This is a genomic window from Allobosea sp. Root483D1 (assembly GCF_001429505.1).
GTDB lineage: Bacteria > Pseudomonadota > Alphaproteobacteria > Rhizobiales > Beijerinckiaceae > Allobosea.
Genome location: NZ_LMJW01000001.1, coordinates 458,339 through 482,274 on the forward strand (window position 1 = coordinate 458,339; position 23,936 = coordinate 482,274).

General features: G+C 66.1%; 22 protein-coding genes. 4 read left to right on the plus strand and 18 right to left on the minus strand.

What is annotated here, in order from left to right; all coding sequences use genetic code 11:
- Nucleotides 1-36: 36 nt before the first annotated feature.
- The 7 genes from ASE66_RS02235 to argE all read right to left on the minus strand — a co-directional run bounded on the left by ASE66_RS02235 (nucleotide 37) and on the right by argE (nucleotide 8,869).
- The gene (locus tag ASE66_RS02235) at nucleotides 37-981 is read right to left on the minus strand and encodes an ABC transporter permease (protein ID WP_057188644.1); all 945 of its coding nucleotides are present in this window, start codon (nucleotides 979-981) and stop codon (nucleotides 37-39) included.
- A 7-nt stretch (nucleotides 982-988) separates the two neighbouring features.
- On the minus strand, nucleotides 989-1,972 hold the full coding sequence (locus ASE66_RS02240; RefSeq protein ID WP_057187939.1) for an ABC transporter permease: 984 nt from the start codon (nucleotides 1,970-1,972) through the stop codon (nucleotides 989-991).
- Between the two features lie 73 nt (nucleotides 1,973-2,045).
- Nucleotides 2,046-3,647: an ABC transporter substrate-binding protein gene (locus ASE66_RS02245; RefSeq protein WP_057187940.1), complete on the minus strand. Its 1,602-nt coding sequence runs from the start codon at nucleotides 3,645-3,647 to the stop codon at nucleotides 2,046-2,048.
- A 157-nt stretch (nucleotides 3,648-3,804) separates the two neighbouring features.
- Nucleotides 3,805-4,752 (minus strand): ABC transporter permease, encoded by a 948-nt coding sequence (locus ASE66_RS02250; protein ID WP_057187941.1) that lies wholly within the window; start codon nucleotides 4,750-4,752, stop codon nucleotides 3,805-3,807.
- A gap of 8 nt (nucleotides 4,753-4,760) precedes the next feature.
- Nucleotides 4,761-5,741, minus strand: a complete 981-nt coding sequence (locus ASE66_RS02255) for an ABC transporter permease (protein ID WP_057187942.1) — start codon at nucleotides 5,739-5,741, stop codon at nucleotides 4,761-4,763.
- Nucleotides 5,742-5,894: 153 nt separating this feature from the next.
- Nucleotides 5,895-7,484 carry an ABC transporter substrate-binding protein gene (locus ASE66_RS02260; protein WP_057187943.1) on the minus strand — a complete coding sequence of 530 codons (1,590 nt, stop codon included), beginning with the start codon at nucleotides 7,482-7,484 and terminating at the stop codon, nucleotides 5,895-5,897.
- A gap of 236 nt (nucleotides 7,485-7,720) precedes the next feature.
- The gene (argE, locus tag ASE66_RS02265) at nucleotides 7,721-8,869 is read right to left on the minus strand and encodes an acetylornithine deacetylase (RefSeq protein WP_244494773.1); all 1,149 of its coding nucleotides are present in this window, start codon (nucleotides 8,867-8,869) and stop codon (nucleotides 7,721-7,723) included.
- Nucleotides 8,870-9,020: 151 nt separating this feature from the next.
- On the opposite strand from argE, the gene ASE66_RS02270 reads away from it, so the two are divergent.
- Nucleotides 9,021-9,989: a threonine/serine dehydratase gene (locus ASE66_RS02270; RefSeq protein WP_057187945.1), complete on the plus strand. Its 969-nt coding sequence runs from the start codon at nucleotides 9,021-9,023 to the stop codon at nucleotides 9,987-9,989.
- Between the two features lie 58 nt (nucleotides 9,990-10,047).
- Here the strand turns inward: ASE66_RS02270 and ASE66_RS02275 are convergent, their stop codons facing one another.
- Nucleotides 10,048-10,635 carry a hypothetical protein gene (locus ASE66_RS02275; protein ID WP_057187946.1) on the minus strand — a complete coding sequence of 196 codons (588 nt, stop codon included), beginning with the start codon at nucleotides 10,633-10,635 and terminating at the stop codon, nucleotides 10,048-10,050.
- An 81-nt stretch (nucleotides 10,636-10,716) separates the two neighbouring features.
- Complete coding sequence (locus ASE66_RS02280; RefSeq protein ID WP_057187947.1) at nucleotides 10,717-11,667, minus strand: phosphoribosylaminoimidazolesuccinocarboxamide synthase; 951 nt, start codon at nucleotides 11,665-11,667, stop codon at nucleotides 10,717-10,719.
- Nucleotides 11,668-11,895: 228 nt separating this feature from the next.
- Here ASE66_RS02280 and ASE66_RS02285 point away from each other — a divergent pair.
- Together ASE66_RS02285 and ASE66_RS02290 are read left to right on the plus strand one after the other, a co-directional pair.
- The coding region (locus tag ASE66_RS02285; protein ID WP_156412025.1) for a M20 aminoacylase family protein at nucleotides 11,896-12,976 on the plus strand (1,081 nt) is incomplete at its 3' end.
- A gap of 28 nt (nucleotides 12,977-13,004) precedes the next feature.
- Nucleotides 13,005-14,108: an NAD(P)/FAD-dependent oxidoreductase gene (locus ASE66_RS02290; RefSeq protein ID WP_057187949.1), complete on the plus strand. Its 1,104-nt coding sequence runs from the start codon at nucleotides 13,005-13,007 to the stop codon at nucleotides 14,106-14,108.
- Nucleotides 14,109-14,287: 179 nt separating this feature from the next.
- Here ASE66_RS02290 and ASE66_RS02295 read toward each other — a convergent pair whose 3' ends face one another.
- Nucleotides 14,288-14,623 carry a GIY-YIG nuclease family protein gene (locus ASE66_RS02295; RefSeq protein ID WP_057187950.1) on the minus strand — a complete coding sequence of 112 codons (336 nt, stop codon included), beginning with the start codon at nucleotides 14,621-14,623 and terminating at the stop codon, nucleotides 14,288-14,290.
- 98 nt (nucleotides 14,624-14,721) lie between these two features.
- Between ASE66_RS02295 and ASE66_RS02300 the strand changes: the two genes are divergently transcribed.
- Nucleotides 14,722-15,285, plus strand: coding sequence for a DUF2239 family protein (locus ASE66_RS02300; protein ID WP_057187951.1), 564 nt, complete (start codon nucleotides 14,722-14,724; stop codon nucleotides 15,283-15,285).
- On the opposite strand, the gene eda is transcribed toward ASE66_RS02300, so the two are convergent.
- From eda to ASE66_RS02340, 8 genes are all read right to left on the minus strand, one after another.
- Nucleotides 15,282-15,926 carry a bifunctional 4-hydroxy-2-oxoglutarate aldolase/2-dehydro-3-deoxy-phosphogluconate aldolase gene (gene eda, locus ASE66_RS02305; protein ID WP_057187952.1) on the minus strand — a complete coding sequence of 215 codons (645 nt, stop codon included), beginning with the start codon at nucleotides 15,924-15,926 and terminating at the stop codon, nucleotides 15,282-15,284. The genes ASE66_RS02300 and eda overlap by 4 nt on opposite strands.
- A gap of 28 nt (nucleotides 15,927-15,954) precedes the next feature.
- Nucleotides 15,955-16,644 (minus strand): 6-phosphogluconolactonase, encoded by a 690-nt coding sequence (gene pgl / locus ASE66_RS02310; protein WP_057187953.1) that lies wholly within the window; start codon nucleotides 16,642-16,644, stop codon nucleotides 15,955-15,957.
- A complete protein-coding gene (gene zwf, locus ASE66_RS02315) occupies nucleotides 16,641-18,149 on the minus strand; it encodes a glucose-6-phosphate dehydrogenase (protein WP_057187954.1) in 1,509 nt (502 codons plus the stop codon). The genes pgl and zwf overlap by 4 nt, the downstream gene beginning before the upstream one ends.
- Before the next feature lie 286 nt (nucleotides 18,150-18,435).
- Entirely contained in the window at nucleotides 18,436-19,191 is a 756-nt protein-coding gene (locus ASE66_RS02320) for an ABC transporter ATP-binding protein (RefSeq protein ID WP_057188645.1), read from the minus strand.
- Nucleotides 19,188-20,036: an ABC transporter ATP-binding protein gene (locus ASE66_RS02325; RefSeq protein ID WP_057188646.1), complete on the minus strand. Its 849-nt coding sequence runs from the start codon at nucleotides 20,034-20,036 to the stop codon at nucleotides 19,188-19,190. The genes ASE66_RS02320 and ASE66_RS02325 overlap by 4 nt, the downstream gene beginning before the upstream one ends.
- A gap of 8 nt (nucleotides 20,037-20,044) precedes the next feature.
- The gene (nikC, locus tag ASE66_RS02330; protein WP_244494774.1) at nucleotides 20,045-20,956 is read right to left on the minus strand and encodes a nickel transporter permease; all 912 of its coding nucleotides are present in this window, start codon (nucleotides 20,954-20,956) and stop codon (nucleotides 20,045-20,047) included.
- An 11-nt stretch (nucleotides 20,957-20,967) separates the two neighbouring features.
- Nucleotides 20,968-22,035 carry an ABC transporter permease gene (locus tag ASE66_RS02335; RefSeq protein ID WP_057187956.1) on the minus strand — a complete coding sequence of 356 codons (1,068 nt, stop codon included), beginning with the start codon at nucleotides 22,033-22,035 and terminating at the stop codon, nucleotides 20,968-20,970.
- A 116-nt stretch (nucleotides 22,036-22,151) separates the two neighbouring features.
- A complete protein-coding gene (locus tag ASE66_RS02340) occupies nucleotides 22,152-23,741 on the minus strand; it encodes an ABC transporter substrate-binding protein (protein ID WP_057187957.1) in 1,590 nt (529 codons plus the stop codon).
- Nucleotides 23,742-23,936 lie beyond the last annotated feature (195 nt).

Genomic DNA, 23,936 nt, shown 5'->3' on the forward strand with positions numbered 1-23,936 from the left:
CCACGGACACGAATGAAGACGAGAAACGTATCATCGTCACCTCAATTTCGGATTGAGCGCATCGCGCAGCCAGTCGCCGAACAGATTGATCGAGAGCGCGAACAGGATCAGCACGAGCGAAGGGAAGAGCAGGATCCACCACTCGCCGGAGAACAGGTATTGCTGGCCGAAGCGGATCAGCGTGCCGAGCGAAGGCTGGGTCGGTGGCATGCCGACGCCGAGGAAGGAAAGCGTTGCCTCCTCGATCACCGCCAGCGCGAGGTTGATCGTGGCGATGACCAGGACGGGACCGGCGACATTGGGCAGGACGTGCTTCAGCATCACCGGCCAGGCCTTGAGGCCGATCAGGCGGGCGGCGTCGACATAGACCTTGTTCTTCTCGACCAGGGTCGAGCCGCGTACGGTGCGGGCATATTGCGCCCAGTTCGACAGGCCGATGGCGATGACGAGGACGAGCAGCGTCATCTGCTCCTGCGCAGCCGGCGGGATCAGCCCGCGCGCCACGCCAAAGACGAGCAGCGCCACCAGGATCGCGGGAAAGGAGAGCTGGATGTCGGCGACGCGCATAATCAGCGCCTCGGTGCGGCCGCCGACATAGCCGGCGACGAGGCCAAGGCCGACGCCGAGCACCAGCGAGAACAGCACCGAGGCCGCGCCGACGATCAGCGAGACGCGCGAGCCGTAGAGGATCGCCGAGAAGATGTCGCGGCCCTGCCCGTCGGAGCCGAGCCAGAAGACCTTGCCGGTGATCTCGTTTGGCTGCATCGGCCGCGAGAAGCCGTCGGACAGATCGAGCGAGGCCGGATCGAACGGATCGTAGGGCGCGATCAGCGGCGCGAAGACGGCAGCCAACACCAGGAGCAGCGCCATGATGCTCGCAACCACCGTGATCGGCGAGGAGCGGAAGGAATAGACGAGATCGGAATCCCAGAGCTGCGCCAGACGGCTCGGCGGCAGGACGGGGAGCGGCTTGTCGGTCATCGCCGCCTCACTTCGCCAGAGCCGGGGTGCCGGTCCGCAGGCGCGGATCGAGCGCGACATAGACCAGATCGACCAGCAGCGAGGTCAGCACGAAGACGAAGGCGACGAAGAGCAGATAGGCCGACATCACGGGAACGTCGACGAACTGCACCGCGTTGACGAAGAGCGCGCCCAGCCCCGGCCACTGGAACACCGTCTCGGTGACGATGGCGAAGGCGATGACGCCGCCGAGCTGGACGCCGGCGATGGTGATCACCGGGATCATGGTGTTGCGCAGGGCATGGCGGAATTCGATCTTGCGCTCGGGAATGCCGCGGGCACGGGCGAAGCGGATGAAGTCGGCGCGCATCACCTCGAGCATCTCCGAGCGGACGAGCCGCATGATCAGGGTGAGCTGCAGGAAGCCGAGCGTCAGCACCGGCATGACCAGCGACTTCAGACCGCTCACAGTCAGCAGCCCGGTCGACCACCAGCCGATCTGCACGGTGTCGCCGCGCCCGAAGGAGGGCAGCCAGCGCAATTCGACGGCGAAGATGTAGATCAGCCCGATGCCGATCAGGAAGGTCGGCAGGCTGACCCCGATCAGGGAGACCGACATGACGAGATTGGCGATCCAGCCGTCGCGGCGGATCGCGGCGTAGACGCCGAAGGCGATGCCGGTGACGAAGGCGAAGATCGCCGAGAGCACGGCGAGCTCGACCGTCGCCGGCAGGCGCTCGAGAATCAGCGACGAGACCTTGCGGCCCTGGCGATAGGAGATGCCGAAATCGCCCCGCGCCGCATCGGCGACGAAGCGGGCGAACTGCAGCGGCACGGGATCGTTGAGGCCGAGCCGCTGCGTCAGCTCGGCCCGGTCCTGCAGCGTCGCCTCCTGGCCGAGCATGTTGACGACCGGGTCGCCGACGAAGCGGAACATCGAGAAGGCGATGAAGGCGACGGCGAGCATCACCACCAGCCCCTGCATCAGCGAGCGCAGGATATAGGCGAGCATCGCGTCGATAACCCCTCTACACGAACGACGTCGCGGGGCCGTCTTGGCGCGGCCCCTGCGACTGATGCCGGCTCTACGAGCCCTTGAACGAAACCATCTTCAGCTTCGGGTTGTTCGAAACGTCGACAGGTATGTCGAGCGTCGACTTCATGCCGTAGCTGAGGGACTGATGGTGGATCGGCAGGTAGATCGTCTCGTCCTTCACCTTCGCCCAGATCTTGGCGATGGTGGCATCGCGCTTGGCGATGTCGATCTCCTTGGAGAGCGTCTGGATCTGCGCGTCGACATCCTTGTCGGCATAGCCGGTCGCGTTCCAGCTACCCTGCGAGCCGGTGCGGCTGTGGTACATGTAGGAGAAGACGTAATCGCTGTCGAAGGTCGGGACGCCCCAGCCGACGAGGTAGAATTCGGTTTCCGGCGGGTTCTTCTGGATCAGGTTGAAGTGGATCGACTTCGACTGCGAGACCAGGTTCACCTTGACGCCGATCTGCCCGAACATGCCGACCGCCGACTGGCAGATGCCCTCGTCGTTGATGTAGCGGTCGTTCGAGCAGTGCAGCGTCACTGAGAAGCCGTTCTCATAGCCGGCCTCCTTCAGCAGCGCCTTCGCCTTGGCGACATCGACCGCGGGCGCTGCATCGAGCTCCTTGGTCCAGCCATTGGCGAAGGGCGGCAGGATGACGCCGGTCGGGATCGACTCGCCGCGCATCACGACGCGCTTGATGGCGTCGCGGTTGATCGCCATGTTCATCGCCTGGCGGACGCGCTTGTCGGCGAAGGGGTTCTTGCCCTCGACATTGTCGCTCTTCAGGTCCTTGGACGCGACATCCATGCCGAAGAAGATGGTGCGGTTCTCGGGACCGGAGGTGACGCGGAGCTTGGTATCGCCCTTCAGCCGGGCGATGTCCTGCACCGGCACGTCCTGGACGAAATCGACCTCGCCGGAGAGCAGCGCCGCGATACGCGTCGCGTCCTGCTTGATCGGCACATAGGTCAGCTCGGTGATCTCGAGCGGCACCTTCGCCTTGGCCCAGTAATTCTCGTTGCGCTTCATCACCGTCTTCACGTCGGCTTCGCGCGAGACGAGGACGAAGGGGCCGGTGCCGTTGGCATTGCGGACGGCGTAATTCTCTTCCTTGTTCTTGAAGTCCTGCGCCTTGGTGGCGTTGTTCTTCTCCGCCCAGGCCTTGCTCATGATGCGGATGGACGAGGTGTTGTTGACCAGCAGCGGGTTCGGCCCCTTGGTCTTGATCCGGACCGTCAGGTCGTCGGCCTTCGTAACCTTCTCGACCGAGGTCAGATAGCCCTTGAAGTCCGAGGTCGGCTGCATGGCGCGCTCATAGGAGAACACCACGTCGTCTGCAGTGAGGGGCGCGCCGTCATGGAACTTGACGCCCTCCTGCAGCTTGAATTCCCAGGTGGTCGGATCGTCCGGCAGCACCTTCCAGGACGAAGCCAGCAGCGGGTGGAGCTTGCCGGTATGATCGCGCTCGGTCAGGCTCTCATACATGTGCTGGTTGACCGAGGTCGTCAGGCCCTCGTTCTGACCGTGCGGATCGATCGTCAGCGCATCGCCCGCCGAGGCCCATTTCAGCGGCTTCGCCTCGACGGCGCCGAGCGCCAGCACGGAGACGCCGAACAGCGCAGCGGCAAACGCGAGATTACGCGGTTTCATCGGAATTGACCTCCCAGTCGCGGCCCGATTGCGGGCCAGCCGAAGCGCCGGATGTTAGGACCCGCCCCTTTGTCTGTCACGGGTCTAATCTGCGTAAAACACATGACTGCAGCAGGCATTTGCTGCGCAAAAAGGCAGCTTGCGCAGCAAATCCTGCTCATCGCAGCCTCGGATTGAGGGCATCGCGCAGCCAGTCGCCGAGCAGGTTCACCGCCAGCACCAGTATCGCCAGCGTCACGCCCGGGAAGGTGACGATCCACCAGTCACCCGAAAACAGATAGCGGTTGCCGATCGAGATCAGCGTGCCGAGCGAGGGCTGGGTCGCCGGCAGGCCGACCCCAAGAAACGAGAGCGTCGCCTCGGTGATGACGGCGAGCGCGAGATTGATGGTCAGGATGACCAGCACCGGGCCGATCACGTTGGGCAGGACATGGCGCAGCATGATCAGCGGCGCCGGCAGGCCGACGAGTCTGGCCGCCTGGACATAGTCCTTGTTGCGCTCGACCAGGGTCGAGCCGCGGATGGTGCGGGCGTACTGCACCCAGAAGGAAAGCCCGATCGAGATCACCAGCACGTAGAGAGCGGTGTCCTCGCGGTTTGCGCCCTTGAAGACGCCGCGGACGACGCCGTCGATCAGAAGCGCGATCAGGATCGCCGGGAAGGTCAATTGGACGTCGGCGATGCGCATGATCAGCGAATCGACCCTGCCGCCGAGATAGCCGGCGAGCAGGCCGAGCGTGATGCCGATCGTCGCCGCCAGCGCAACGCCGAGCAGACCGACGACCAGCGAGACGCGCAGGCCGTAGAGGATCGCCGAATAGAGGTCGCGGCCCTGGTCGTCGGTGCCGAGGATGAACTTGGGGTCGCCGCCATCCTGCCAGGCCGGCGGGATGTTGGCGTCGGCGAGGAAGACGGTCGCCGGATCGAACGGGTTGGTCGGGGCGATCCACGGCGAGAAGAAGGCGCCGATGAACAGCACCAGCACGATCACGGCCGCGACCATCGTCACCTTCGAGCGCAGGAAGCTCGCCAGGATGTCGCTGTCGAGGATGCGGGCCCAGAGCGAGGGCGGCTTCTTCGAGGGGGAAGCGGGTTGCGCGCTCATGACCGACCTCAATGCGCCCCGATCGTCGCGCGCAGGCGCGGATCGACCAATGCGTAGAGCAGGTCGACGATCAGGTTGATGCTGACGAACAGGAAGGAGATCAACATGAGATAGGCCGCCATGATCGGGATATCGACCTGCTGCACCGCCTTGAGGAAGAGCAGGCCCATGCCCGGCCACTGAAACACCGTCTCGGTGATGATGGCGAAAGCGATGATCGAGCCGAGCTGCAGGCCGGCGATGGTGATGACCGGCACCAGCGTGTTCTTCAGCGCATGACCGAAATGGATGGCGCGCGTCTTGAGGCCGCGGGCACGGGCGAACTTGATGTAGTCGGTGCGCAGCACCTCGAGCATCTCGGCCCGCACGAGGCGCATGATCAGCGTCATCTGGAACAGGCCGAGCGTGATCGACGGCAGGATCAGCGCCTTCCAGCCGGAGGCGGTCAAAAGCCCCGTCGTCCACCAGTTGCCGATCTTGACCACCTCGCCGCGCCCGAAGGAAGGCAGCCAGCCGAGCGTCACCGAGAACAGGTAGATCAGGAGGATGCCGATCAGGAAGGTCGGCAGGCTGATGCCGACGAGCGAGACCGTCTGGAAGATCTTCGCCAGCCAGCTGTCACGGCGAAGCGCCGTGTAGACGCCCATGGGTATGCCGACCAGCAGCGAGAACAGCGCCGACATGAAGGCGAGTTCCAGCGTCGCCGGCGCGCGTTCGCCGAGCAGCGAGATCACCGGCAGGCGGAACTGGTAGGAGACGCCGAATTCGAGCCGCGCCGCGTTGTAGATGTAGCGCGCGAACTGGACGACGACCGGCTCGTCGAGGCCGAGCGTCTGGCGCAGCTGCGCGACCTGCTCCTGCGGCGTGTCGACGCCGACCATCTGGTTCACCGGGTCGCCGACGAAGCGGAACATGGCGAAGGCGATGAGCGCGACCGCGAGCATCACGATCAGCGACTGGAACAGCCGACGCAGAACAAATGCGAGCATGTTCGCCCTTACAAGGAAACCGAAGCCGTCCCGCGCGGAACGGCGTTCTGAGCCGGACCCGATCGGATCGACTCGATCCGATCGATAGGCCCGTCTCTCACTGCAGATAGAGAAAGGGCGCGTGGGCTCGTCGCCCGCGCGCCCTTCAGGCCCTTACTGCTCCTTGGTGGCGTAGTAGAGCAGCACCGAATTGTCGGCGCGCTGGGCGAGCTTCACCTTCTTCGACACTCCCCAGGCCAAGGCCTGCTGATGCAGCGGGATGTAGGAGAACTCGTCGACGGTCATCTTGTAGGCCTCGCCAATCATCGCATTGCGCTTGGCGGTGTCCGACTCGACCAGGATCTTGTCGGTCAGCTCGTCGACCTTCTTGTTGCAGTAATTGCCGAGATTCGACTCACCGCGCGAGGAGCCGGCGACATCGCGGCAGCCGAGGATGTCATAGAGGACATTGTGGCTGTCGAAGGTGCCGGGGGTCCAGCCGAGCAGGTAGAACGAGGTCTTGTAGCCGCCGGGCTTCAGCACCTTGGCGAAGTACTGCGCCTTGGGCTGTGCGTTGAGGTTCACCTTGACGCCGATGCGGGCGAGCATGCCGACCACGGCCTGGCAGATCTGGCCGTCATTGACGTAGCGGTCGTTCGGGCAGTCCATGCCGAGCTCGAAGCCGTTCGGATAGCCGGCCTCGGCGAGCAGCTTCTTGGAGGCCTCGGCGTCGAACTTGGCGCGGGTGAAGCCGGCGGTCGGGAACAGCTCCGGCGCGATCATCAGCGGCGACGGGGTCGACAGCCCGCGCATGACGCGGCTCTTGATCGTCTCGATGTCGACGGCCTGGTAGAAGGCCTGACGGACCTTGACGTCCTTGAAGGGGTTCTTGCCCTTGACGCTCGACTCGAGCAGTTCGTCGCGGGTCTGATCGAAGCCGAGGAAGATGGTACGCAGCTCAGGACCGGTCAGGACCTGGGCGTTGCCCGAGGCGTTGACGCGCTGGATGTCCTGGATCGGAACCGGCTCGATCACGTCGACTTCGCCCGAAAGCAGCGCGGCGACGCGGGTCGCGTCCGAGGAGATCGGCGTGAAGATGATCTCCTTGATATTGCCGTCGATCTTCTTCCAGTAGTTCTCGTTGAACTTGAAGACGGTCTTCACGCCCGGCTGATGGCTCTCGATCTTGTAGGGGCCGGTGCCGTTCGCGTTGAGCGAGGCATGGCTCGGGGAGGTCGCGGCCGCCGGGGTCGGAGCGACGGCGTTGTTCGCCTCCGCCCACTTCTTCGACATGATGTACCAGGTGTCCCACTGCGCGTTCAGGATCGGGTTCGGCGCGGTCAGGACGACATCGACCGTGTGGTCGTCGACCTTGACGAACTTGGCGCTGGTCGGGATGCGGGTGGTGAAGTTCGAGCCCGTGGCGCGAACACGGTCAGCCGAGAAGAGCACGTCATCGGCGGTGAAATCCGAGCCGTCATGGAACTTGACGCCCTTGCGCAGGAAGAAGCGCCATTTCAGGCCGTCGTCGGAAACTTCCCACTTCTCGGCGAGCGCCGGCTCGATCTTGAGGTCCTTGCCGCGCGCCGTCAGGCCTTCATAGGGATGGCCGAGATGGGCGTTCGTGGTGGTTTCGTTGACGGTGTAGGGGTCGAGCGACTTGAGCTCGCCCTGGTTGGCGTATCGCAAGGTCTGGGCTTGCGCAGCCCCGCACATCAAGGCCAGGGCCGCTACGGCTGCCAGGCAATGGGTCTTGAACGACATGTGAGACTGCTCCCGATTGGTTAGAACCACTCCTCCCCAGGAGCGGTGCCGGCTGCCAGCTTATTTTGGCGGCACGCCGACGAAGGCGGCAGATTAATGACGGTTCGAAGCCCGCGTCCAGTGCGGCCGATCGACTTCGTTCCAGATCGAACTTTGTTGCGAATCTTACTAATACGACGCACGAAGCTGCGAAGGGCGGGTAGAAGCCTCGCAAGGAAGCGCCCCGCCCTGCATCCTCAGCGGGCCAGCTCCACGATCAGCGCACGGACGAAGGCCGTGCCGGCATCCAGCTGAGCCACCGTGAGGAACTCATCCGGCTGGTGCGCCTGGGCGATATCGCCGGGGCCGCAGACCACGGTCGACCAGCCTGCCGCCTGGAACAAGCCACCCTCGGTGCCGTAGGCAACGACATGGCTGGCGTTGTCGCCCGTGATACGGCGCGACAGCGTCTCGGCCATGCCCTCTTTCTCCGGCGCCAGCGGCGGCGTCTGCGAGGTGATCTCCATGATGATGCCGGTTTCGGGTGCGATCGCCTTCATCGGCGCCTCCAGCTCGGCGATCTTCGCCCGGTAGCGCGCGACGTAGTCGGTATCGTCGCCGGGCATGACCCGGACCTCGTGGCTGAAGCTGGCATGCTCGGCGGTGATGTTGACCGCCGTGCCGCCGGCGACGACGCCGACATGCAGCGTCGAGTAAGGCGGCTCGAACGCGATGCCGGGCTGCGCCTTCGCCTTGTTCTCCTGCATGACGTCGTCGTGCCAGGCGATCAGCTTGCCGGCGACCATCACGGCGGGAACGCCGATGTCGACGCGGCTCGAATGCACGGCGTGTCCGCGCACCGTCGTCTTCATGCGCGTACCGCCCTTATGGCCGGTGACGACCTGCATCATCGAGGGCTCGCCGACGATCACCGCGGACGGCGTCAATCCAGCCGCCGCCATGGCGTCGATCATGATCGCGGCACCGATGCAGCCGACCTCTTCGTCATAGGAGAGCGCGATGTGGAAGGGACGCTTCAGCCCGGCTTCGAGCATCTCCGGCACCAGAGCCAGTGCGATCGCGTCGAAACCCTTCATGTCGCAGCTGCCGCGGCCATAGAGCTTGCCGTCGCGCTCGGTCAGCGTCCATGGATCGGAACTCCAGTCCTGGCCTTCGACCGGCACCACGTCGGTATGGCCGGAGAGGACGACACCGCCGGCGACCTGCGGGCCGACCGTCGCGTAGAGATTGGCCTTCTCCCCGTCCGGGCTCGGCACGATCGTGCTCGCGACACCATGCGCGGCGAGGTAGTCGCGGCAGAAATTGATCAGCTCGAGATTGCTGCGCCAGGATTCGGTGTTGAACGACACCAGCTTGGCCAGCATCTCTTTCGGGGAATAACGCACGGGTGAAAATCTCCAGAAACTGGCCGACAGGCATGAACCGTGCCGGCAGGCTACGCTGGCATTGCCTGTCGTCAATCGGTTCTCGGCGCTTGACCGGGCTGCGCCCGACGCGCTGTTGTGCCGGCCAAGCACGGAGCCCTGTGAGTCCGCCATGAACTTCGACGTCACCCTCGCCGACATCCAGGCAGCCGCTACCCGCATCGCCGGCAAGGTCCGGCGCACACCGACCTTCATGAGCGCCGGCCTCTCGGCCAGGCTCGGGGTCGAGACCGTGGTCAAGGTCGAGAGCCTGCAGCTCGCCGGCTCTTTCAAGGTCCGCGGCTGCTACAACAAGCTGCTCGGCCTGTCCGAGGCCGAGAGGGCGCGCGGCGTCGTCACCGTCTCCGGCGGCAACCACGCCATCGCCGTCTCGCTGGTCGCCAGCATGCTCGGCATCAAGGCTCTGGTGCTGATGCCGAAGAATGTCGCCCCGCTGAACATCCGCCTGACGCAGGAGGCCGGCGGCGAGGTCGAGCTCTGCGAGGACGCGCTCGCCGCCTTCTCCAAAGCGGAGGAGTATGAGGGCAAGGGCAAGACCCATGTCCACTCCTATGACGATCCGGCGATCATCGCCGGGCACGGCACGGTCGGCCTCGAACTCGCGGCCGATGCCGGCGGGCGGATCGACCACGTCTTCATCTCGATCGGCGGCGGCGGCTTCTCGGCCGGCGTCGGCGCGGCGCTGAAAGGGCTCGATCCGGCCGTGCGCATCCACGGCGTCGAGACCGAGGGCGCCACCACTATGACGCAGGCGCTCGAAGCCGGAAAGCCGGTGCCGATCCGCCCGACCTCGATCGCCCGCACGCTCGGCGCTCCCTTCGCGACCGAGCGCACCATGGCGGCGGCGCGCCAGTTCCTCGAGGAGATCGTGGTCGTGCCCGACGCTGAAGCCGTGCGCGAGCTGGTCTGGGTGCTGCAGAACGGCCGCGTCCTGCTCGAACCGGCCGCCTCCTGCACGGTCGCCGCAGCGATGGCGCGCAAGGACCAGTTCAAGCCAGGCGAGCGCATCGCGCTGGTGCTGTGCGGCTCGAACGTGGCGCTCGACGACATCGAGCGCTGGCGGCAGGAATTCGGGGTCTGAACCGGCCCGAAGGCGCGCCGGCTACCGGCGTGCCTTCGATTTCATACGCCGTCCGGTCTCAAGGAATAACCGCCCCGCGAGCCCGCCCACCGGCAACGCGGCAGGAGCAGCCGGCGCCGAGATCGGACGGGTTGATCAGCTTGCAGGTGCGCACAGGCGTCTGACAATAGTCGCCGATGCCCGAGGACATCGGTGCGGCGTAGTAAGGCTCGGCATAATACTGCCGGCGGGGATAGTAGGGCGCGTCGTAATAGCCGGAGTCGCCGTAATAGTAGGGATACGCCGCCGCCGCGCCGAGGACCGTGCCGGCCGCCAGAGCTCCGGCGCCCCACCCCCAGCCGCCGCCGTAATAGCCGCGCCGCCCGTAATAACCACCACCACCATACCAGCGATTGGGCCGATAGCCCCAAGCCGCGCCGCCGCGATAGAAGCCGCCGCGATAACCATAGCCTCCGAGGCCCGCGCGGTATCCGCCAAAGCTTCGTCCGCCCAGACCGAAGCGATGCCCGCCGCCGAACGCACCGCCACCGGCGCGGATCCCCCCGCCGTGGAAGCCTCTGCCACCAAATCCTTGGGCCGAAGCGTCATTGGCGGCGAAGACGAACAAGGGAACGAGCGAAGCGGCAAGAACAATCAGGCGGCGCATGGCGGCCTCCCATTCGAGGCGAGGATGGTCGACCCTCAACGCGCGAGCGCCGCCGCGGTTCCCAGGCCCTCGCGGTGCGTCTCAGAAATAACGCGCCAGGTTCCGCCGGATGCGCTCCAGGGGCGGAACATCCGCAGCGGGTGGCACGAATGCCTGGCCAGTGATCGTCTCGAACGCCTTGATATAGACCTGCGAGGTCTGCTCGATCAGTTCGTCCGGAATCTCCGGGATCGGCTCGTTATAGGGGTCGCAGCGGGCCGCGACCCAGTTGCGGACGAAATCCTTGTCGAAGCTCTCGGGCTTTTCGCCTTTCGCGAAACGCCCGGGATAGCTGCCGGCGAACCAGTAACGGCTCGAATCGGGGGTGTGGATTTCGTCGGCCAGGATGATCCTGCCCTCGGCATCGGTGCCGAACTCGTATTTGGTGTCGGCGAGGATGAGGCCACGTTCGGTCGCGAGCTTCTGTCCGCGAGCGAACAGCGCCAGCGCATAGGCCGACAGCGTCTCCCACTGCGCCTTGGTCAGCAGGCCCTGCTCCAGGATCTCAGTCGGCGAGAGCGGCTCGTCATGACCCCCGTCGAAAGCCTTGCTGGTCGGCGTGATGATCGCCTGCGGCAAGGCCTCGTTGTCGCGCAACCCGTCAGGGAAGCTTGCGCCGTACATCTGCCGCTGGCCCTGCTTGTACATGGTCAGGATCGAGGTGCCGGTGGTGCCGGCGAGATAGCCGCGCACCACGATCTCGACCGGCAGGATGTCGAGCCGCTGTCCGACCACGACATTCGGGTCGGGATAGTCGAGCACGTGGTTCGGGCAGATGTCCGCCGTCTGCTCGAAGCAGAAGCGCGCCGTCTGCGTCAGCACCTGGCCCTTGAACGGGATGCAGGCGATGGCGCGGTCGAAGGCGCTGAGCCGGTCGGTCGCAATGATGATCCGGCGCCCGTCCGGCAGGTCGTAATTCTCGCGGACCTTGCCACGGTAGTGGTTGGGCAGCTCCGGGATGGTGACATCGCGGATGGTGTTCGCCTCGGACATGGCAGCACTCGTCAGGTCGGAATCGCGTCCGGAGCGACAATCTCCGGTCTTGCGGCTCTTAGCTCTTTCGCTGCGATGTGGACAGCGGTCCATGACGCATTCGCCAGCCTCCCACCCCTCATGCCGCAATCGGCTTGGACAGGACGCGCCCGGCCGCGCTAGCTTGCGGGCTGGCAACCCGTTTCCTGCCAACTAATTTCTGCAAAGCCGCGACCTGTCGAGGACACAATGCCCAAATCCGATCTCATCGCCGCGATCGAACCCGAGATCAGCGCGATCCGCCGCGACTTTCACCGCCATCCCGAGCTGCTCTTCGACGTCGAGCGCACCGCCGGCATCGTTGCCGACAAGCTGAAGGAGTGGGGCGTCGACGAGGTGGTGACCGGGATCGGGCGCACCGGTGTCGTCGGCGTCATCAAGGGCAAGGGCCAGGGTTCGGGCAAGGTCATCGGCCTGCGCGCCGACATGGACGCGCTGCCGATCCACGAGGAGACCAATCTCGAGCACCGCTCGACCGTGCCCGGCAAGATGCACGCCTGCGGCCATGACGGGCACACCGCGATGCTGCTCGGCGCCGCAAAGTATCTGGCCGACACTCGCGACTTCGACGGCACCGCGATCGTGATTTTCCAGCCGGCCGAAGAAGGCGGCGGCGGCGGCAAGGAGATGTGCAAGGACGGGCTGATGGAGCGCTTCGGTGTGCAGGAGGTCTATGGCCTGCACAATATGCCGGGCCTGCCGATCGGCCAGTTCGCCATCCGCAAGGGGCCGATGATGGCGGCCGCCGACAAGTTCCTGCTGAAGCTCGAGGGCCGCGGCGGCCATGCCGCCAAGCCGAACGAGACGATCGACCCGCTGGTCGCCGCCTGCCAGCTCGTCACGGCGCTGCAGACCATCGCCTCGCGCAATGCCGACCCGCTCGATTCCCTCGTGGTCTCGGTGACGGCGCTGCAGGCGGGCACGGCCTTCAACGTCATCCCGCAGCATGTCGAGATCAAGGGCACGGTGCGCACGCTCTCGACCGAGATGCGCGACCTCGCCGAGAAGCGGCTGCGCGAGATCGTCGCCGGCACGACCCAGGCTTTCGGCCTGACCTATACGCTCGAATATGACCGCGGCTACCCGGTCACTTTCAACCATGCCGGCCAGACCGACTTCGTCACCAGCGCGACCAAGAGCGCCTTTGGCAAGGACGCGATCGACACCTCCGTGCCGCCGACCATGGGCTCGGAGGACTTCTCCTTCATGCTCGAGGAGCGGCCGGGTGCCTACATCTTCATGGGCAATGGCGAGTCCGCCGGGCTGCACCNCGAAATGGCGATGCCGCAGCGCGCGGCATGAGCGACATAGACTGCCTCGTCATCGGGGCCGGCGTCGTCGGCCTCGCGACGGCGCGTGCGCTTGCGCTCGCCGGCCGCGAGGTCGTGATCGCCGAGGCTGCCGACGGGATCGGCACGCAGACCTCGGCACGCAACAGCGAGGTCATCCATGCCGGCATCTATTATCCGCCGGGCTCGCTGAAAGCGCAGGTTTGCGTCGAGGGGCGCAAGCTCCTCTACGCCTATCTCCGCGAGCGCGGCCTGCCGCACAAGGCCTGCGGCAAGCTGATCGTCGGCACTCATGCCGGCCAGCGGCCGGCGCTGGAGACGATCGCGAGCCGAGCGCAGGCCTCAGGCGTGGCTTCACTGCGCTGGCTCGATGGTGCGCAGGCGAAGGCGCTGGAGCCGGAGGTGACCTGCGAGGTCGCCCTGCTCTCGCCCGAGACCGGCGTCGTCGACAGCCACGCGCTGATGCTGTCGCTGCTCGGCGAATGCGAGGCGGCCGGCGGCGCGCTGGCCCTCAACACGCCGATCCTGGCCTGGCGGCGCGAAGCCGACGGCTTCAACGTCGATTTCGGCGGCGAGGATCCGGCGACCTATACCGTTAACACCGTGGTGAACTCGGCCGGCCATGGCGCACCGCGCCTGCTCGGCAAGCTGGGCGGCTTTCCGGCCGAGCATGTGCCGAAGCAGTCCTTCGCCAAGGGCAACTACTTCTCGCTGCTCGGCAAGCAGCCCTTCAGCCATCTGGTCTACCCCGTACCGGAAGCGGCGGGTCTCGGCATCCACGCCACCATCGACATGGCTGGCCGCGTCAAGTTCGGCCCCGATGTCGAATGGGTCGAGCACGACCAGGACCTGATCGTCGATCCCGCCCGCGCCGAAAAATTCTATGCGGCGATCCGAACCTATTGGCCCGCTTTGCCGGACAACGCACTCGTCGCCGACTATGCCGGCATCCGGCCCAAGCTGCACGGGCCGACCGAGCCGATGCCGGATTTCCGCATCGACGGGCCGGCGGTCCATGGTGTGCCGGGACTGGTCAACCTGCTCGGCATCGAGAGCCCCGGCCTGACGAGCTCGCTTGCGATCGCGGATTTGGTGGTGGAGCGGTTGGCCTAAAACCCTGTTGCGACGAGTGGGCGCGGGATCCCCTCTCCTGGAAGGAGAGGGGTAGGGGTGAGGTGTTCGGACTGGAAACGTTCGCTTGAACCCAACCGCGCGGTGAGCGCTCACGCCACTGGTCAAGCGGCCTACACCTCACCCTGCCCTCTCCTTCCAGGAGAGGGTTCCCCGCGCCCTTACAATCCCTCCGCCCCCAACTCCACGCACCAATGCGCCAGCCGCGCCTTCATGACGCGCTCGCGGCCGGCCTCCAGCGCCTTCTCGTCGAGCCGCTCGATCTCCTCGAAGGCGAAGGCGCCTTCACCATGCGCGCTCCAGGCCGCCTGCAGCTTTCGCCCGCGATGGCTGCCATGGCGCAGCGTGAACCAGACGCGATTCTGGATCGTCGAAAGATCCGGCGCCTGCCCGGCCCAGCGCTCGCCTGTCGCGAGGCAGCGCACCAGATAGATGCCGGCGATGACCTTGCGCTCCTTGTAGGCCGCGACGGCGACTTTCCGGTTCTCGTGACGCATCGCGTCCTCCTTTCATGAGGCTGCGGTGAATATCACCCGGGCGATATTGACTCAAGTATTTTCATCCGGGTATTTTATTGCTCCACTGGGAACCGACCATGTCCGACGCTGACCGCCTTTCGACCGCCTTCGACGGCAACACCATCCTGGCCCGCGGCCCACTGGCCGAGATCGCCCTCGCCGTGCGGCAGCGCCTGAACGAACGCCCCGAAACGGCGTTGCTGACCTTCGACGACGCGACCGGCCGGGTAATCGATCTCGACCTGCGCGGCACGCCTGCGGAGATTGTGGCCAGGCTGAGCGATGAGCCCCGCGGGCGAGGGCGGCCGAAGCTCGGCGTGGTGGCGCGCGAGGTAACCTTGCTGCCGCGGCACTGGGAGTGGCTGTCGGCGCAGCCGGGCGGCGCATCGCAGGCGCTGCGGCGCCTGATCGACGAAGCCCGGCGCGGCGATCGCGGCGAGACGCAAGGCCGTATCGCCCGCGAGACGGCCTATCGCTTCATGAGCGCGCTCGCCGGCAATCTGTCCGGTTTCGAGGAGGCAACGCGCGCGCTCTTCGCCAATGACGAGATCGGCTTCTTCCGGCAGGCGGCGGGCTGGCCGGCCGACATCCGAACCTATGCCCAGGAACTGGCCTGGAGCGGGGTTCGGAGCGAGGACTAGCCGCGCAGCTCGGCCACTCTCGCGCGCGCTTCCTTCGACAGCTTTGTCACCTGTGCCCAATCGCGGTTCTTCACCGCATCGGCCGGGACGAGCCAGGAGCCGCCGACGCAGATCACTTGCGGCAAAGCGAGGTAGCTGCCGAGATTGGCGAGCGACACGCCGCCGGTCGGGCAGAACTGCATCTGCGGGAACGGACCGGAGAGCGCCTTGAGACCGGCGACGCCACCGGCCTGCTCGGCCGGAAAGAACTTGCAGGTGAAGCGGCCAGCCGAGACGGCGCGCATGCATTCGGAGGCCGTGGCGACGCCCGGCAGCCAAGGCAGGCCGGTCTTCTTCATCGCCTCGTCGACAGCCTCGGTGAAGCCCGGGCTGACGACGGCAAGGGCGCCGGCATTGTGGACCTCGGCGGCCTGAGCCGGCGTCACCACCGTGCCGGCGACGGGCAGGATGCCGGATACCTTCTTCGCGACCATTTCCAGCGCCGCCATCGCGGCGGGGCGGCGCAGCGTGATCTCGATCACGTCGATGCCGCCGGCGAGCAGGGCTTCCGCCAGCGGCACGGCGATCTCGACCTCGTCGATGACGACGACGGGGACAACGCCGCAGGCCTTGAGGCGGGCGATTTCGGGGGCAATCGACATCGGCAGAACTTCCTTTCGCGCCTTCCGCTTACGCCTTGGCCCAGTAGACGTCGAGCCCCTGCGGGCGGGCGAGCAGCAGGCCGACCGGGAAGGCCGCCGGCAATTCGACCGCCGAGGCCAGCACCCGGTCCTTCTCCTGCCCTGATATCAACAGGGCGACATGGCCGGCGCTCTGCAGCCGGGCCGGCGAGAGCGAGAGCCGTGGCGGCAAATCGGGCGGGCTTGCAGCGACAGCATGCACAGAGGCCGGCGCGGTCAGTGCCGCCGTATCGCCGGGAAAGAGCGAGGCGACGTGCCCGTCCGCGCCCATGCCGCTGACGACGATATCGAGTGCCGGCAGGCCCTTCAGCACGCGGTCGAGGCTGGCGGCGGCCATGGCAAGGTCGTCGCCGGCATTGTGGAAGGAGACGAACGGGCTCCGCCCCTCGCGCAGGGGGGCGAATGCCGCGCGGATCATGCGCTCGTTGGAAGCCGGATCGCCCGGCGCGACGAAGCGCTCATCGGTCGGCATCAGCGTGATGCTCTCCCAGGGCAGGTCATGCGCGCCGAGCGCCGCGAGAAAGCGCGCCGGCGTGGTACCGCCCGGCACGGCGACGAGCGCCCTGCCCTGCGCCGTGACGAGCGCACGCAGCCTGACCGCGACGGCCTCGGCCAGGGCCTCGGAGGCGTCGGCCAGCGTCTCGAAACGGTGGCGGACCAGCGGGCCGGCCGCACTCATTCCGTGAACTCCGGATCGGCCCAGGAGCGGCTCTCGCGCTCGATCAACCCGATCGCCTGCGACGGCCCCCAGGAACCGGCAGCGTAGCGATGCGGCTGGGGATAGTATTCCTGCCAGCCGGCGAGGATCGGGTCGATCCAGCTCCAGGCCTGCTCGACCTCGTCGCGGCGCATGAACAGGGTCTGGTCGCCGCGGATCACATCGGTCAGCAGCCGCTCATAGGCATCGGGCGTGCGCACGTCGAATGCGGTCTCGTAACGCAGGTCGAGCTGGCGCGGCACGACCTTGAGCTTGCCGGAGCCCGGCACCTTCATCATCAGCTGCAACTGCACGCCATCATTGGGCTGAAGCCTGATGACCAGGCGGTTGGCGTAGAGTTCCTCGCAACCGGGAGCGCGGCCGAAGATCGAATGCGGCACCGGCTTGAAGGTGACGGCGATCTCGGAATAGCGCTGCGCCATGCGCTTGCCGGTGCGCAGATAGATCGGCACGCCAGCCCAGCGCCAGGTATCGAGCTCGCAGCGGATCGCGACGAAGGTCTCGGTGCCGCTGCCATGGCCGAGTTCCTCGGAATAGCCCTTGACGCGCTGGCCGTCGATGACGCCCGGCCCGTACTGGCCGCGCACGGTGTGACGTTGCACGTCGGGCCCGACGATCGGCCGGAGCGCCTTCAGCACCCTGACCTTCTCGTCGCGGACGGCGTCGGCCTCGAGCTGGTTCGGCGGCTCGATCGCGAACAGGCAGAGCAGTTGCAGCACATGGTTCTGGACCATGTCGCGCAGATGCCCGGCCTTGTCGTAATAACCGGCGCGGGATTCGAGCCCGACCGTTTCCGCCACCGTGATCTGGACATTGTCGATGTCGCGGCTCGACCAGGAGCGCTCGAACAGCGTGTTGGCGAAGCGCAGGACGAGCAGGTTCTGAACCGTCTCCTTGCCAAGATAATGGTCGATCCGGTAGGTGCGGCTCTCCGGCAGGATGCGGGCGACGGCGTCGTTGATCTCGCGGGCCGAGGCCAAGTCGCGGCCGAGCGGCTTCTCCAGGATAACGCGGCAGGTCGGCGTCAGGATGCCTGCATTCGCCAGGTTCTCGCAAATCGGGATGAACAAGTCGGGCGGCGTCGAGAGATAGAAGGAGCGCACCCGCTGGGAGTCGCCGAGCGCCTTTTTCAAGGCTCCGTAAGTCTCGGGCCTCACGGCGTCGAGCAGCACCATGGTGAGGCGGCGACGGAAGGCGGCAATGCGCTCCTGCGACAGGCCGGCGGCGGCGAGCTTGGCGGCGATCTCGTTGGGGATGCCCTCGACATCCTCCTGCTTGCGGACGATGCCGATGATGCGGCTCTCCTGCGGCAGCACGCCCTCCTCATTGCGCTGGGCCAGTGCCGGAAAGAGCTTTCGCAAAGCGAGGTCGCCGCCGGCACCGAAGATCACCAGATCGAAGGGTGGGACCGGCGTGCGCTCCGGCGCAGCCTCCGGCTTCAGCAGGCGTTCAGCGATCGCGTCCATGGCGGCATGCTCCTGACCGGGCCGACGTGAGGTCGGCGCGAAATCTCGTCGATCGATCCGTTCCGGGTCGATCGGAAAGCGCGCGCCAGTCGAACCGAATCCTGCGACGACAATGCGACCAAGCCGGCAGCTTGCCAAACGGTTTAGGTGAAGAAATGGCGCACGCGCCATCATTCTCGGGCGGCGCGAAGCGCAGACCCGAGGATCTCATGACGAGCAGGCACCCAAAGGAGCCCCCTCCGGCCTGGGATGCTCGGGCCAAGCCCGAGCATGACGTGCTGACCCGCTACCCCGCCCGCCGGAAGCCCTCGCTCGCAGTCAGCAATTGCTGGGCATAGGCCGTCTGCGGGGCGCGCGCGGCGAGCGTTGCGGCGGTCATTTCCTCGACGCCGCGGCCGAACTGCATGACCAGCAGCCGCTCGCACATATGGCCGACCACGGCGAGGTCGTGGCTGACCAGGATATAGGTGAGCTTGCGCTCATGGCGCAGCGCCTGGAGCAGGTTCAGCACCTCGGCCTGGATCGAGACGTCGAGCGCCGAGGTCGGCTCGTCGAGCAGCAGGATGGTCGGCTCCAGCACGAGAGCACGGGCAATCGCGACGCGCTGGCGCTGGCCGCCGGAGAGCTGGTGCGGGTAGCGGAAGCGGAAGGAAGTCGGCAGGCCGACATCCTGCATGGCGCGGCTGATCTTCGCCTCGGCGTCGCTGATGCCGTGGATGGCGAGCGGCTCGGCCAGCGTGTCGTCGACGGTCTTCTTCGGGTGCAGCGACCCGAAAGGGTCCTGGAAGACCATCTGGGCGGCGCGGTAGAAGGCCTTGTCGCGGAGCTTGGGCTGGCGCTTGCCGAGGATGTCGACCTCGCCGCTCCAGTCGCGGTTGAGGCCGGCGAGCACGCGCAGCACGGTCGATTTGCCCGAGCCGGACTCACCGACGATGCCGTAGCTCTCGCCCGGCGCGACCGCGAAGGAGAGATCCTTCACGACATGCGAGTCGCCGAAGGAGACGTTGAGCTTGTCGACGGAGATGGCGGAGTTCGTGCTCATGCCAGCCATGCCGGGTCGCGGGTGAGGGTCGCGAGCTTCTCGCGCGGATGGTCGAGATCGGGCAGGCAGCCGAGCAGGCCGCGGGTATAGGGATGCTGCGCCCGGTCGAGTTCGCCAGCCGGCAGCGTCTCCAGCGCCTTGCCGCCATACATGACGATGACGCGGTCACAGAATGACCTCACCAGATGCAGATCGTGGCTGATGAAGATCAGCCCCATGCCGCGGCTGGTGACGAGGTCGTCGAGGATCTTCAGCACCTGCAATTGCACGGTGACGTCGAGCGCCGAGGTCGGCTCGTCGGCGATCAGGATCTCCGGCTCGGCGATCAGCATCATCGCGATCATCACGCGCTGCCCCATGCCGCCCGAGACCTCGTGCGGATAGAGATCGTAGACTCGCCCCGGCTCGCGGATCTGCACCGCTTCGAGCATGGAAAGGCTGCGCTCCTTCGCCTCGCGCGCGCTCGCCTTGTGGTGGACGCGATAGGCCTCGGCGATCTGGTCGCCGACGGCCTGAACCGGGTTCAGCGAGAATTTCGGATCCTGCATCACCATCGAGATGTGGCGGCCGCGCAATTTGCGGCGGCTCGCCTTGTCCATCGTCGTCAGATCCTTGCCGCGGAACTCCATGCGCTTGGCGTTGACCACGCCGGGATGCGGGATCAGATCGAGGATGGCGCGGCCGGTCATCGACTTGCCGGAGCCGGATTCCCCGACGATGCCGAGCCGTTCGCGGCCGAGCGTGAAGGAGAGCCCGCGCACCGTATTGACGATGCCGGTCGGGGTGTGGAAGTCGACGCGAAGATCGTCGAGCGTGAGCAGGGGCGCTTCAGACGTTGCATTCATCTCGGCGCTCACCTCGCATCCAGCACGTCGCGCAGGCCATCGCCGAGCAGGTTGAAGCCGAGCGCGACGACGCAGATGGCAAGGCCCGGGAAGGTCGCGACCCACCACTGGTCGAAAATCTGCTCGCGCCCGGCCGAGATCATTGCGCCCCATTCCGGAATCGGCGGCTGGGCGCCGAGGCCGAGGAAGCCGAGACCGGCAGCGATGATGATGATGCCGGCCATGTCGTAGGTGGTGCGCACGATCAGCGAGGGCACGCACATCGGCACGACATGCTTCAGCACGATCCGCATCTGGCTCGCGCCCTGCAGGCGCATCGCCGAGATGTAATCGGCGTTGCGGATGATCATCGTCTCGGCGCGGGCGACGCGGGCATAGGGCGGCCAGGCCGTGAAGGCGATGGCGATGACGGCGTTCTCCAGTCCGGGGCCCAGCGCCGCGACGAAGGCGAGCGCCAGCACCAGCCGCGGGAAGGCGAGGAAGACGTCGGTGATGCGCATCAGCACGGTGTCGATCCAGCCGCCGAAATAGCCGGCGGCACAGCCGATCAACAGGCCGAGCGGCCCGACCGTGATGACCACGAGCATGACGATCACCAGCGTGACGCGGGTGCCGTAGACGATGCGGCTGAAGATGTCGCGGCCGAGCGCATCGGTGCCGAACCAGTGCTTGGCCGAAGGCGCCAGCAGGCGCTGGTCGAGTGCCTGGGCGAGCGGATCGTATTGGGCGATCAGCGGCGCGAAGGCCGCGAGCAGCAGCAGGGCCAGCACGATCACGAGGCCGACCACGGCGGCCGGGTTCTTCCTGAAGGCGAGCCATTGCCGGTAGAGCTGGCCAAGCTTGGCCTGCCGGCGCGATTCCGGCGAGGTCGTGGTCAGCCAGGCATGCCAGGTAACGGGAGGGGCGGTGTGGTCGGTCATGGCCATCTCCTTCAGCGCGCCCGCGGGTCGGCCAGCCGGCCGAGAATGTCGGAGAACAGGTTGATGGCGATGAAGACGGTGCCAACCACCAGCGTGGCGCCGAGCACCGCGTTCATGTCGGCATTGAGCAGCGCGTTGGTAAGATAGCGGCCGAGGCCGGGCCAGGCGAAGATCGTCTCTGTCAGCACCGCGCCCTCAAGCAGGTGCATGTAGGAAAGCGCGATCACGGTGACGAGCGGCACGAGGGCATTGCCCAGCGCATGGCCGCAGACGACACGCCATTCCGACAGCCCCTTCACCCGCGCGGCCACGACATATTGCTGCTGCAGCTCGGTGATCATGAAACTGCGGGTCATGCGGCTGATATAGGCGACCGAGAGCAGGCCGAGCACGGAGGCCGGCAGGATCAGATGCCAGAATGCATCCAGGACCGCCTCCCATTCGCCCTGCATCGCAGCATCGAGCATGACGATGCCGGTCATCGGAGTGACGAAATCCTCGAAGGCGACCGAGAGCCGCCCGGGGCCGGCGACCCAGCCGAGCTTGGCATAGAAGAGCAGGAGCCCCATCAGCCCGAGCCAGAACACCGGGATCGAGTAGCCGATCAGCCCGATCACCCGGGCGATCTGGTCGATCCAGCGGCCCTGGTTGACGGCGGCGAGGATGCCAAGCGGAACACCGAGCGCGACACCGATCAGGGTGCCGAGCGTCGCGAGTTCCAGCGTCGCCGGGAATACCGTCTTGATGTCGTCGGTGACCTTCTGCGCAGTCAGCACCGAGGTACCGAGATCGCCGGTGAAGACCTTGCCGATATAGACCGCGAATTGCTGCCAGTACGGCTTGTCGAGACCGAGCGCGAGCCGCGCCTTGTCGTAGACGTCGGCAGGAGCGCGATCGCCGACGACGGCCAGCACCGGATCGATCGGCATGACGCGCGCGATCAGGAAGGTGACCAGCAGCAGGCCGAAGATCGTGATCGCGACCGTGGTCAGCTCGCGGCCTAGGATCTTGGCCCAGCGGGCGGCGCGGCTCTTGGCGCGCGGCGGGGCGGGTGGCGTCGGTGCGCTGATGGCGACCATCGTCGGCTCCGTCCTTCTTGTTCTTGGAGGGCATCGCCCGCCCGTGCGGGGGGCGGTAAAGCAAGAACCCGCCGCAGCCTGGTGATGGGCTACGGCGGGTTCTGCTGGCGGATGCCTCAGTTCTTGGTGATCGGAGCGTAGAAATTGGTGTCGGAGGTCGGACCGATCACCCAGTTGCCGACGTTCTTGCGCTGGGCCGAGACTTCGACCTGCTGGAACATGATGACGAAGGGCGAGACCTTCTGGTGGTCGCGCTGCAGCTCGCCATAGACGTTAGCGCGCTTGGTCGCATCACTCTCCAGGACGTTGGCCTGCGTGACCTTGGTCATGTCCGGGATATCCCAGGCATTACGCCAGGCCAGCGTCTTCGACTTGGCCTCCTCGCCATTATCCTCGTTGATGGCGAAGGTCTCGGCATTGGTGTGCGGGTCGAGATAGTCCGGGCCCCACTGGCCGATATAGATGTCGTGGGTGCGGGCGCGGTACTTGGTCAGCGTCTGCTTGCCGTCGCCCGGAAGGATCTCGAGCTTGATGCCGGCCTGGGCCCAGGTCGACTGGACCGCCTGGGCGATGTCCGTGATCGGATTGACCGAGCGGGTGTCCATGGTGACCGTGAAGCCGTTCGGCAGGCCGGCCTTGGCGAGCAGTTCCTTGGCCTTGGCGACGTCGAGCTTGTAGGGCCGGTCGGCGATCGCGCCGAGGAAGCCCTTGGGCAGGAAGCTCTCATGGCCCTTATAGGTGCCTTCGACGATGTTGCGCTCGATCGAGTCGTAATCGACCAGCCACTTCAGCGCTTCGCGTACCTCGGGCTTGGCGAGATTCGGGTTCTTCTGGTTCAGGCCGAGATAGAGAATGTAGCCCTTGTCGCCCTGGACGATCTCGACATTGGCATTGCTCTTGACCGCGGCGAGCTGGTCCTTGGAGAGATTGCGGGCGATGTCGATATCGCCCTTTTCCAGCAGCAGGCGCTGCGAGGCCGGCTCCGCAACGTGGCGGACGATGACGCGCTTGGTTTTCGGCGCGCCCTTGTACCAGCCTTCATTGGCGTCGAGCGCATATTGCTCGTTCGGCCGGTAGGTGCGGACCTTGTAGGCGCCCGAGCCGGCCGAGGCGAGCTTGAGCCAGCCATTGCCCCAGTCGCCATCCTTCTCATTGGCCTTGACCAGCTTGGAATCGACGATCGAGGCGACGCCCGAGGTCAGGCAGTTGAGGAAGAAGGTCGGCGCGAAGGGCTTGGAGACGGTCACCGTGACAGTGTTGTCGTCGGTCGCCTTGACCTTCTCCAGCACGGTGTCCTTGGTCAGGCCGAACTGGGTCAGGATGAAGCCCGGCGACTTGTTCAGCGTGACCGCGCGCTGGAAGGAGTAGACCACGTCGGCAGCGGTGAGCGGATTGCCGGAGTGAAACTTGACGCCCGGCCGGAGCTTGAAGGTATAGGTCAGATTGTCGGGGCTGACGGTCCAGCTCTGGGCGAGTTCGCCGACGAGTGCGTTGTTGTTCTTGAGATCGACGCCGATCAGCTTGTCATAGAGATTGGCGCCGACCTCGACGCCGGAGAACTCGAAGGCCTCGGCCGGATCGAGCGTGATGATGTCGTCGATCTGCTTGGCCATGACGATGGTGTCTTTGGGCGTCTGGGCCTGGGCGGTCGTCGCCAGCAGAGCAGCGAAGGCGGACGCCGCCATCAATTTCGCAACATGACGCATGGAAAATCCCCATTGTGCTGTCTGCGAGCGCTCCCGGGCGCCCGTTGGCGCGCACTCTGTGGCCAGATCGCGCCCGATGTCCAGCAGGGCCAAAGCAGAGTTCGGCGGATGGCGCGCAGCATGCACGCTTCTTGCGCAACGGCCTGAATTGCCGGCGCATTCCTGCGCACGAAGCTGCTTGCTCCGGCGTCTTCT

Coding starts and splice junctions, on each gene's coding strand:
- ASE66_RS02235 (WP_057188644.1), bottom strand. CDS start 981: ATGACCGACAAGCCGCTCCCCGTCCTGCCGCCGAGCCGTCTGGCGCAG.
- ASE66_RS02240 (WP_057187939.1), bottom strand. CDS start 1,972: ATGCTCGCCTATATCCTGCGCTCGCTGATGCAGGGGCTGGTGGTGATG.
- ASE66_RS02245 (WP_057187940.1), bottom strand. CDS start 3,647: ATGAAACCGCGTAATCTCGCGTTTGCCGCTGCGCTGTTCGGCGTCTCC.
- ASE66_RS02250 (WP_057187941.1), bottom strand. CDS start 4,752: ATGAGCGCGCAACCCGCTTCCCCCTCGAAGAAGCCGCCCTCGCTCTGG.
- ASE66_RS02255 (WP_057187942.1), bottom strand. CDS start 5,741: ATGCTCGCATTTGTTCTGCGTCGGCTGTTCCAGTCGCTGATCGTGATG.
- ASE66_RS02260 (WP_057187943.1), bottom strand. CDS start 7,484: ATGTCGTTCAAGACCCATTGCCTGGCAGCCGTAGCGGCCCTGGCCTTG.
- ASE66_RS02270 (WP_057187945.1), top strand. CDS start 9,021: ATGAACTTCGACGTCACCCTCGCCGACATCCAGGCAGCCGCTACCCGC.
- ASE66_RS02275 (WP_057187946.1), bottom strand. CDS start 10,635: ATGCGCCGCCTGATTGTTCTTGCCGCTTCGCTCGTTCCCTTGTTCGTC.
- ASE66_RS02280 (WP_057187947.1), bottom strand. CDS start 11,667: ATGTCCGAGGCGAACACCATCCGCGATGTCACCATCCCGGAGCTGCCC.
- ASE66_RS02290 (WP_057187949.1), top strand. CDS start 13,005: ATGAGCGACATAGACTGCCTCGTCATCGGGGCCGGCGTCGTCGGCCTC.
- ASE66_RS02295 (WP_057187950.1), bottom strand. CDS start 14,623: ATGCGTCACGAGAACCGGAAAGTCGCCGTCGCGGCCTACAAGGAGCGC.
- ASE66_RS02300 (WP_057187951.1), top strand. CDS start 14,722: ATGTCCGACGCTGACCGCCTTTCGACCGCCTTCGACGGCAACACCATC.
- eda (WP_057187952.1), bottom strand. CDS start 15,926: ATGTCGATTGCCCCCGAAATCGCCCGCCTCAAGGCCTGCGGCGTTGTC.
- pgl (WP_057187953.1), bottom strand. CDS start 16,644: ATGAGTGCGGCCGGCCCGCTGGTCCGCCACCGTTTCGAGACGCTGGCC.
- zwf (WP_057187954.1), bottom strand. CDS start 18,149: ATGGACGCGATCGCTGAACGCCTGCTGAAGCCGGAGGCTGCGCCGGAG.
- ASE66_RS02320 (WP_057188645.1), bottom strand. CDS start 19,191: ATGAGCACGAACTCCGCCATCTCCGTCGACAAGCTCAACGTCTCCTTC.
- ASE66_RS02325 (WP_057188646.1), bottom strand. CDS start 20,036: ATGAATGCAACGTCTGAAGCGCCCCTGCTCACGCTCGACGATCTTCGC.
- nikC (WP_244494774.1), bottom strand. CDS start 20,956: ATGACCGACCACACCGCCCCTCCCGTTACCTGGCATGCCTGGCTGACC.
- ASE66_RS02335 (WP_057187956.1), bottom strand. CDS start 22,035: ATGGTCGCCATCAGCGCACCGACGCCACCCGCCCCGCCGCGCGCCAAG.
- ASE66_RS02340 (WP_057187957.1), bottom strand. CDS start 23,741: ATGCGTCATGTTGCGAAATTGATGGCGGCGTCCGCCTTCGCTGCTCTG.